Genomic DNA, 9,164 nt, shown 5'->3' on the forward strand with positions numbered 1-9,164 from the left:
TTACATTTCTGTTACAATAATAAAGTAACTAAATTAAGGAGGCGACCTTTTATTGACCTATGCCACTCGTAACAGTCACGACATTTGCCAAGAATACGCCGTTAATCCAAAAACGGGCCTTACCACCACTCAAGTGAAACAAAATCGGGCCAAAGTAGGTTCTAATGAATTAACCGAAGCACCCCCTTTACCACTCTGGCGTAAAATTTTACGCCAATTAACAGATGTGACATCGATTATTTTATTGATTGCAACTGCTATTGCAGCTTACTTAGCGATTACCACTGACAGTTCATGGCTGAAAGTCATTGTGATTGGCGCAATCATCATTTTGAACGTCACCATTACCCTTTTTCAAGAAAGCCATGCTGAAAAAGCATTGGCTGCTTTACAAGATATGCACGTTCCCATGGTCACCGTGCTCCGCGATGGTGCAAAAACAACCATTGCCGCGGCTGACCTAGTCCCCGGTGACATCGTACTGCTAAAAGCCGGTAACACTGTACCTGCAGATGGCCGGTTATTAACCGCACAGAACTTAACTGTTGATGAAGCCATTTTAACTGGTGAAAGTGAACCCATCAGCAAACAAACCGCGCCTTTAGCTACTGAGCCTGATAGTATCGGCGATAATTTAAACTTAGTTTTCTCCGGTACTGCAGTGACACAAGGCAATGGCAGCTTTCTAGTCACTACTACCGGAATGGCCACCGAATTAGGTAAAATTGCCACCCTACTCAATAAGACCAAGAAGCAAAAGACTTTATTGCAGCAACGTTTAGACCAGCTTTCCTTTCGTTTAACCACCATTGCATTAATCGCTGGTGCCTGCATCTTCATCCTGAATTTCTTCTTTCATGATGGCGCTATGGCAGACAGCCTTTTCATCGGTGTTTCTTTAGCTGTTGCTGCGGTACCCGAAACACTGCCGGTGATTGTCACCTTGAGCTTATCCAATGGCGTCCGTAAAATGGCTCAACGACGCGCGATTATCCGCCGGATGACGGCCGTTGAAACCATCGGTAACGTCAATGTAATCGCCAGTGATAAAACCGGAACGTTGACGCAAAATCAGATGACCATCACCCGTTTCTGGCAACCAGAAGCCCCTGTCACTGACATTAACCAACTCAAACAACTCACCTCAGCCCAAAAGCAAGCCTTTACTTACATGGGCTTGGCCACTAACGCTGAAGTCAGTGCAGATGGCACTGCCCATGGTGACGCCACTGAATTAGCGATCATCCGTTTATTAGACAAATATGGTTTGCACCGCAATGAGTTAGAGCAAGCCTATCCTAGGTTAGCTGAAAATCCCTTCGACTCAACCAAAAAAACCATGGCAACCTTGCACCAAATGCCTGACGGTAAGTATTTACTAATCGTTAAAGGTGCCTTAGACCGGTTGCAATTAGCCAACCAACCAGCAAAAATCAGCCAGATTCATGATCAGTTTGCTAACGATGCTTTACGGATTTTAGGCATTGCATACCGGCAATTTGACACTAAACCTGAGCTTAACTGGGAACAATTAGAACAACAGTTGACGTTAACGGGCTTAATCGGGTTAATTGACCCACCACGGCCAGAAGTACCAGCAGCGATTGCCAAAGCCCATGCCGCTGGGATTAAGCCGGTGATGATTACGGGTGACCATTTAGCCACTGCTAAAGCAATTGCAAAAGACATTGGCATTCTTCGCCCAGGCGATCATGCCATCAGCGGCGCTGAATTACAGCAGCTAGATGATCAAACTTTAGCGGCTCAAATCAAACGTTACAGTGTTTTTGCCCGGGTGTCACCGGAGGATAAATTACGCATCGTCGCCGCTTGGCAAGCAAACGGCGCTAGTGTGGCCATGACAGGTGATGGGGTCAATGATGCCCCAGCCCTAAAAGCAGCCGACGTAGGCATCGCCATGGGCATCACTGGTACGGATGTATCTAAAAACGCCGCGGATATGATTTTAACAGACGATAATTTTGCGACCATTCTAGACGCAGTCGAAGAAGGCCGTACCGTTTACCATAATATTTTAAAAGCGATTGAGTTTTTAGTAGGTGTCAACTTCTCCCAAATCTTCTTGATGCTCTTTAGTGTCAGCTTAGGCTGGGGTGCAATTTTTATTGCCGAACAGCTACTACTGATCAACGTACTCGCCGACGGGTTACCTGGCTTCTACATCGGCTCGGAACCCGGAGATGCAGACAACATGGCCCAGCCCCCAGTCAGTAAAAACCGTTCCCTTTTTGCGGATGGCTTAGGCTGGCGGATGGCGCTACGAGCATTAGTTTATGTCATTTTAGTCGGTGGCATTTACTACCTTGGCCGTTTTGTCCTCAGTGCAAATGAACCAAAACTGCAAGGGATGACCATGGCCTTTCTAGTGCTCGCAATCGGTTCTGTAATTGACGTCTATGCGATTAAAGTGCGCCGACCACTTAGCTGGCAAAACATTAAACATAACCGGCCGATTAACATCAGTGTGGCGATTTCCATTACGCTAATGTTGCTAGTCACATTTGTTCCCGGTTTACAAATAGCATTTTCGTTAACCACGTTACCACCTATTGCTTGGCTACTAGTGATTCCAGCCATTCTTGGTTCACTACTGTGCTTAGAATTAGCTAAACACATTCGCCACCACCGAAAAAATGTAAACACCGCACGCGCAGAACAAAATGAAACAATTAGTCATTAATCACACTAACTAGAAAAAGAGGCACCAACAAAAGTCATACTTTTGTTGGTGCCCTTTTTTTGCTGCCGAACAACAACCGAAAATTTAGCGTTTTACAAAATAGTCACGACGTCCACCGTTTTAAAAACTACTTTTACCACTTTTCACTGCAAAACACGGTTAAAACTAGTATGCTGGAAGAAAAAGTGTCGAGGCAGGTCACATGTTTAACCTATTAAAATTTATCCAAGCAACTGCATTAACCTTAGGTGTTTATTTATTAGCTGACTACATTGCAATTGAACGCCGAACTTGGCATAAAAGGTGCCTAGCAGTGCCACTCAGCCTATTTTTTGGTGTCTTGATGATGTGGTGGGGCCGCATTATCTTTGTCTTAATGCTGATCATTTATTTAGGCTATTATACTTGGCGGCAAAAGCAGGCCCATGTGTTAACCGAACTGGTTAAATTTTGCTTAGCCTTAAATTTACAATTAATTTTTAGTAGTTTAGCTGTTATCAGTGCTACCGCCGCCGGTAAATTATGGCCCTTACTTGCAACTAAATTCAGTAACGTCCTCTTGATTATCAGCACTGACTATTTATTAATCGCTAGCTTCATCGTATTACTGCACTATTTAAAATTATTTGCCACCATCACCAATGTTTTTCGGCAAACACAAGTCCAGAAATATTTGCTCGCCTTGTTACTGCTAACGTTTTGTGCATTAGCAGCTTTGTTGTGGCTAATTGACTATTACCACTTCAACACTGCCAGCAAAACCTTGTTAATTTTTGGCTTTAGCGGCTTAATTTTATTAGCCGCCTTTCTATTCACCTATTTTTTAAAAATCTACCACTTGCGCAGTGCGCAATTAATGGCGCAGCGCGACTACCAAAATATTTTATTGTATGCGCAAGAAATCGCTGCTAATGATCGCGCGTTACGTAAATTTAAACACGATTACCAAAACATCCTCTTGTCGTTACAGACCTACATTGATGAAAGCCAACAACCTGAATTACAACACTATTTTCAACAAATTTTAAAGTCAGCAAGCCTACAACTAAAACCAAGCAATCACTTCGCTGATTTAGATCTAGTGGTAGATAAGCCACTACGCAGTTTATTATTGCAAAAGTTGGCCCAGGCACAATTACAACATATCACTGTTCATTTAGAAATTACCACTCGCTTTCAATTAAACCAACCTGTTAGTGTCACATTAATCCGGATGTTAGGCATCATCTTAGATAACGCTTTAGAGGCAGCTCAAAGCGCAGCAAGCCCGAAACTACAAGTTGCGTTGCTAAACTACGCTAACGGTGATCAAGAAATCATTGTCACCAATAATTTCAACACTGCACCTAACTTTAGCCGCTTATTTAAGGAAGGTTATTCCCAAAAAGGGACGCAACGTGGTACCGGCTTAGCAAACTTACAAGAACTAGCCCAACAACAACCCCACATTTTATTAGATGTTAAACAAACGACGGCACAATTTCGTGTTATTTTAACGTTTATGGAGGCACCCTTATGTTGACGACTTTTATTTTAGAAGATAACGCCAAACAGCGATTTTACTACCAGCAGATCGTTCGCACACAAATTATGATCGATCAATTAGACATGCAACTAGCGCTTGTCACCGCAACACCACAAAAAATTAAAGACTATTTGCAACACCAACCCCACACTCACGGCCTCTTTTTATTGGATATCGAAATTGGCAACCAGTTGACGGCTGGTTTGGACCTAGCAGAATGGATTCGCAATCACTTCGTTGATGCCCAAATTATTTTTCTTACCACGCACACCGAAATGGCGTTTTTAACCTTTGAACGTAAAATTGCACCTTTGGATTATCTATTGAAAGATAACGGCGCCCCTAAAGTCGAACAGCAGTTGCGGCAAGATTTAAAAATTGCGCAGCAACGCTACCAGCAAACAATATTGCACACCAAACAAAAATTTGGCTATCGCATTGGCCAGCGCTATTATGAAATCCCGTTTTCACAATTTTATTTTTTAGAAACGGCCCCCGGTAATACGGGTAAGCTCATCATTCACGCTGACCACCAACAAGCTGAATTTATCGGCCGCTTAAGCGAGCAAGCAGAAAAGTACCCGCACCTATTTCTAGCACACCGTAGTATTTTACTCAATCCGCAGACAATCACCAGCTTTGATGCTGCCAAACGCATCGCCTATTTCCCCGACCAGCAAAAATGTGTCGTCGCTTTTCGTAAAGTAGGCGCATTAAACCGCCAGTTACGCTGACCGGCTTTTTTCTGACGTTAAACGCCATAGACCGGCAAACTTTTTCAGCACTAGCTAAGCTAAGGCTAGTGTTGAAAAGGAGCGCGGAAACTGTGAAACTAGTTAAAAATTGGTTTTATAATTTAAGCTATAATTTACTGTTACTCATTTTACCTTTGATTACCGTCCCCTATGTATCAAGGGTTATTGGTATTGCTGGCATCGGCATCAATGATTACACTAGCGCGCTGGTCAATTATTTTTTGCTCTTTGGCACTTTGGGTATTAAATTGTACGCTAATCGCGAGTTAGCCTATCACCGGGGAGAAAAGTTCACGCGGTCTCAATTATTTTGGGAAATCACCTGTTTACAAGCGTTAACTATTGGCGTGGCCATACTGGCCTTTATGGGTTATTGGCTCATCGCTAGTCGCTACCGAACTTACCTGTTGTTGCAGGCCCTAGTGTTGCCAGCAGCTATTTTTGATATTTCCTGGTACTTCATGGGGATGGAAGACTTTGGCAAAGTGGTGCTGCGTAACGCGTTTGTCCGCTTACTGGCTATCAGTCTTATCTTTACGCTAGTTCATTCTACTGCTGATTTATGGCTGTATATCTTACTTAACGCTGGCAGCAGTTTAATTGGCAACCTTACTTTATGGCCTTATTTGGTCCAGCAGATCCAGTGGGTCCCAAAGGCACAACTGCACCCGCTGCAACATTTACGCGGCAGCCTAACACTATTTCTTCCCACCATCGCCATTCAGATTTACTTAAGTTTAAACCGCAATTTACTAGGTGTCTTCGCATCGATGAGTGCCGTGGGGTATTACGGTTACGCTGACCGGGTCATCCGTTTAGTTTTGGGTATTGTCACCGCATTAGGTAGTGTGATGCTGCCAAACATCGCCAACAAAGCGGCACACAAACAGTACGCTGCGATTAAAACCAGTCTTTACCGATCATTTGATTTCACAACAGCTTTAGCAGTACCACTAGTTTTTGGCTTGGCATTGTTAGGCCCTAGCTTTAGTCAGTGGTACTTAGGTAGCGGCTACCAGCTTACCGGACAACTATTGATCGCTGAAGCGCCGGTGATTTTATTCATCGCTTGGGGGAACGTCACTGGGATTCAATTATTATTGCCGCTTAAACGCAACCGCGCGTACACGCTATCCGTTATTTTAGGTGCCGTCATCAGCGTTGGTGCCAATTTGATTTTAATTCCACCTTTTGGTGCTTACGGCGCTGTCTTTGCAACGGTACTCACTGAATTCTGTGTCACCGGTGCACAATTGCACGCCATTCGTGACTTTATCAGCCGACGCCGACTTTTTCACGCCACTTGGAAATATTTACTCAGCGGCAGTGCGATGTACGTCACTTTGCGCTCTTTGCTCAACTACTGGTCAGTCACCGGCTTAACCGCCATTTTACTGACAGTATTGTGCGGTGCTGGTCTTTATTTCATTAGCTTAAAAGTGGTTGCGGCGCCAATTTTAAAAGAATTACACTTTTTCCTACAAAAAGCTGCCAATCACTTGGGTTAACCTAACTGTTGCCGAATCCGTTTTTCTTCACCAACTGCGATGATTGCCAACATAATGATACTTAACACCACTGCTAAATAAAAGACGATAAACGTATCGTTCCAACCATGCAACGTTAAGCCAAAAAGCGATAGCCCATTTTCTTTAGGGTCTGCAATTGCGGCAAACCCAACTTGGGCCATTAAATCACCAAAAATATACGCAAAGGTCCCGGTTAACCCATCCGAAACGTTTAACGCGTTTTTCGGGACAAAACTGATGACCGCTACCCCAATTAACAACTGCGGTCCATAAATTAACATCCCCAAAAAGAATAGCGACGTGTTAATCAGCAAAGGTGTCGTGCCGTAACGGTAACCTAACACGACAACTGCTGTTAATACTAAGCAAATGATGGAAACCACTGCTCGCCGGCCTTTGAGCACATCGGAGAACCAACCCCAAACGACACTGCCTAAAATACCGCCTAATTGGAAAAGGAGTAAGGTATTGGCCCCTTGTGCCACAGTGAAATGCAACTGCTGGACTGTATATAGTGGTGCCCAGTTGACGATGCCGATACGGACTACGTAAACAAAGACATTGGCGATGCACAATAACCAAACCCAAGGACTTTTAACCACAAATTTTTTAAAAGTCTGCCATTTACTCATTTTAGCAGCGGTTTGATCTGCTTTAGAAACACTTTCGCCAAAAATCACTTCACTAGGTTGCCAGCCTAATTCTTGCGGATCATCTGCGCCGAAAAACAGCCCCCATAAACCAATTAACAGCCCAATGATGGCTGGGAAAATGAACATGCCACCAACATTACCAGCAAATAAATGGTTGGCACCCCATAACGCAATGATGCCGGCAACGGCACCACCAAGCTCATGGGAAATGTTCCAAATACCGATGTAACGGCCGCGCGTTGTGGTAGTGGTCCACCGGGAAATCGTCGATAAAGAGGCTGAACCCCCTGGTGACTGAAAAATCCCGTTTAAAGACCACAGCACAAAAATCAAGCCTAGCGGTGCTTGATCCATCAATAATGCGACCCCGATAATCAGCGACATCAACGCTGCTAAAATCAGGAGGAAGGACATGAAACGTTTGGTGTTTTTACCGTCGACCACGTAGCCTAAAACTGTTTTGCCGATGCCGTAAGCCAGTGAAAAACCATAGCCAATCCAGCCTAACGCTGTGGTGGAAATGCCCTTTTTCACCAATAACGGCTGTGCGGCAGATAAATTATTTCGAATTAAATACATACTGAAGTAAACTAAAAAAACTACCAAAAACGCCTTCAAAAATTCTTTTAGCCAGCGCTGGCGTTGCTGCACCAGTGATAAATTTAATTTTTTGGGCCGTTTTAAATCAAAATAATGCCACATGCTAACCCCTTCTTCTCCTTAAAATTTAACCGCTAACAGTATAGCACAAGAAAATTGGCTGCTCAGCCCCATCCCAAAGTAAAAAACCGGTTACTTTGCCTGAACGACAACAATCAGTTACAATAAAATTATTAGTACGAAGGGAAGAAATGATTTTGACGATAAAATTAATTGCAACTGACATTGACGGTACTTTTTTAGACGATCAACATGATTATGCCATCGACCGTTTTAATGACTTATTAAGCGGGATGATCCAGCAAAACATTCACTTTGCCATCGCCAGCGGCAATCATTACGGACACTTATTGGATATTTTTGCTGAAAAATCGGCCATCAAAACGTTTATGGCTGAAAATGGCGCTTTAATTATGGATGGTGAGACCGTGGTTTCTGAAACTAATTTGCCGCACAACACGATCCACGCGCTATTAAAAATTTTAACTGACGACCCTTATTTACAGCCAGATTCCATTCGGTTATCCGGCCAACATGGTAGTTACCTTAATCGCACTGATCCGAGCGCAACGGATCCGAAAACGCGGTACTTTTTCAGTAATCTGCAATTGGTGGACGACATTGCATCAGTAACAGACACCATTTATAAAGTTAATTTAGCCTGGGCACATAACCAACTAAAAGCGAAGGCCGATTACCTCAATGCTAAATTTCCAGGACAGCTGTACGCCACTGCCAGCGGCTTTGGCAGCATTGACGTCGTCCCTGCCGGGATTGATAAAGGTGTAGGCTTACAAGCCTTAGAAGATTACTGGGAATTATCACCTGCAGAAGTGGCCGCTTTTGGCGATAACTACAACGACTTAGAAATGCTGCGCCGGGCAAAATACGGGTACGCCATGCGTAATGCCGCACCAGCTATTCGTCAAGCGGCACCTTGTGTCACCCGCTTAGACAACAATCATAGTGGCGTTTTAGACACCATTGAAACTATCTTGGCAAACAATTAACAGCTGATTTGCCGCAATCAGCCGATTATTCAATCATAAACAACAGGCGGGACAACAATTCATCGTCAAAATGAATTGTTGCCCCGCCTGTTTAATTCACGTTAAACCAGCATTCAAATGCTTATGATTGTTGATGCTTACCACGATGCTTTTTCCGGTACCAATAATAGCTGCCACCTGCAATTAACAAGATGATAACCGCCAGTAAAATCCACCAGATAAGGTAGCTCTTCTTAACACGTGACTGATCATTAACTTGGAGAGCGTAAAATATCTTGTGTAAATGCATAAAAGATTTCTGAATTGTATAGAAATAGGGAATGCCTTCCCT

General features: G+C 43.7%; 7 protein-coding genes. 5 read left to right on the forward strand and 2 right to left on the reverse strand.

Going from position 1 to position 9,164, the window contains the following annotated elements:
* Positions 1–52 precede the first annotated feature (52 nt).
* From FC24_RS03430 to FC24_RS03445, 4 genes are all read left to right on the forward strand, one after another.
* Positions 53–2,701 (forward strand): cation-translocating P-type ATPase, encoded by a 2,649-nt coding sequence (locus FC24_RS03430; RefSeq protein WP_057873476.1) that lies wholly within the window; start codon positions 53–55, stop codon positions 2,699–2,701.
* Between the two features lie 202 nt (positions 2,702–2,903).
* The gene (locus FC24_RS03435) at positions 2,904–4,223 is read left to right on the forward strand and encodes a GHKL domain-containing protein (RefSeq protein ID WP_057873477.1); all 1,320 of its coding nucleotides are present in this window, start codon (positions 2,904–2,906) and stop codon (positions 4,221–4,223) included.
* Positions 4,217–4,960, forward strand: a complete 744-nt coding sequence (locus tag FC24_RS03440; RefSeq protein ID WP_057873478.1) for a LytTR family transcriptional regulator DNA-binding domain-containing protein — start codon at positions 4,217–4,219, stop codon at positions 4,958–4,960. The genes FC24_RS03435 and FC24_RS03440 overlap by 7 nt, the downstream gene beginning before the upstream one ends.
* A gap of 92 nt (positions 4,961–5,052) precedes the next feature.
* Positions 5,053–6,489 carry an oligosaccharide flippase family protein gene (locus tag FC24_RS03445; protein WP_057873479.1) on the forward strand — a complete coding sequence of 479 codons (1,437 nt, stop codon included), beginning with the start codon at positions 5,053–5,055 and terminating at the stop codon, positions 6,487–6,489.
* Here FC24_RS03445 and uhpT read toward each other — a convergent pair.
* Positions 6,486–7,865: a hexose-6-phosphate:phosphate antiporter gene (uhpT, locus tag FC24_RS03450; RefSeq protein ID WP_057873480.1), complete on the reverse strand. Its 1,380-nt coding sequence runs from the start codon at positions 7,863–7,865 to the stop codon at positions 6,486–6,488. The two genes, FC24_RS03445 and uhpT, sit on opposite strands and share 4 nt — an antisense overlap.
* Before the next feature lie 149 nt (positions 7,866–8,014).
* Here uhpT and FC24_RS03455 point away from each other — a divergent pair, with 149 nt between their 5' ends.
* On the forward strand, positions 8,015–8,833 hold the full coding sequence (locus tag FC24_RS03455) for a Cof-type HAD-IIB family hydrolase (RefSeq protein WP_235807301.1): 819 nt from the start codon (positions 8,015–8,017) through the stop codon (positions 8,831–8,833).
* Positions 8,834–8,954: 121 nt separating this feature from the next.
* Here FC24_RS03455 and FC24_RS11665 read toward each other — a convergent pair.
* Positions 8,955–9,164, reverse strand: a 210-nt coding sequence (locus FC24_RS11665; protein ID WP_235807302.1) for a hypothetical protein, incomplete at its 5' end; no start/stop codon positions are given.

The sequence above is a fragment of the Loigolactobacillus rennini DSM 20253 genome, from assembly GCF_001436505.1.
GTDB classification, from domain to species: Bacteria; Bacillota; Bacilli; order Lactobacillales; family Lactobacillaceae; genus Loigolactobacillus; species Loigolactobacillus rennini.

Bases quoted from the DNA above. Each gene is read 5' to 3' on its own strand.
- FC24_RS03435 (WP_057873477.1), top strand. From the start codon at position 2,904: ATGTTTAACCTATTAAAATTTATCCAAGCAACTGCATTAACCTTAGGT.
- FC24_RS03440 (WP_057873478.1), top strand. From the start codon at position 4,217: ATGTTGACGACTTTTATTTTAGAAGATAACGCCAAACAGCGATTTTAC.
- uhpT (WP_057873480.1), bottom strand. From the start codon at position 7,865: ATGTGGCATTATTTTGATTTAAAACGGCCCAAAAAATTAAATTTATCA.
- FC24_RS03455 (WP_235807301.1), top strand. From the start codon at position 8,015: ATGATTTTGACGATAAAATTAATTGCAACTGACATTGACGGTACTTTT.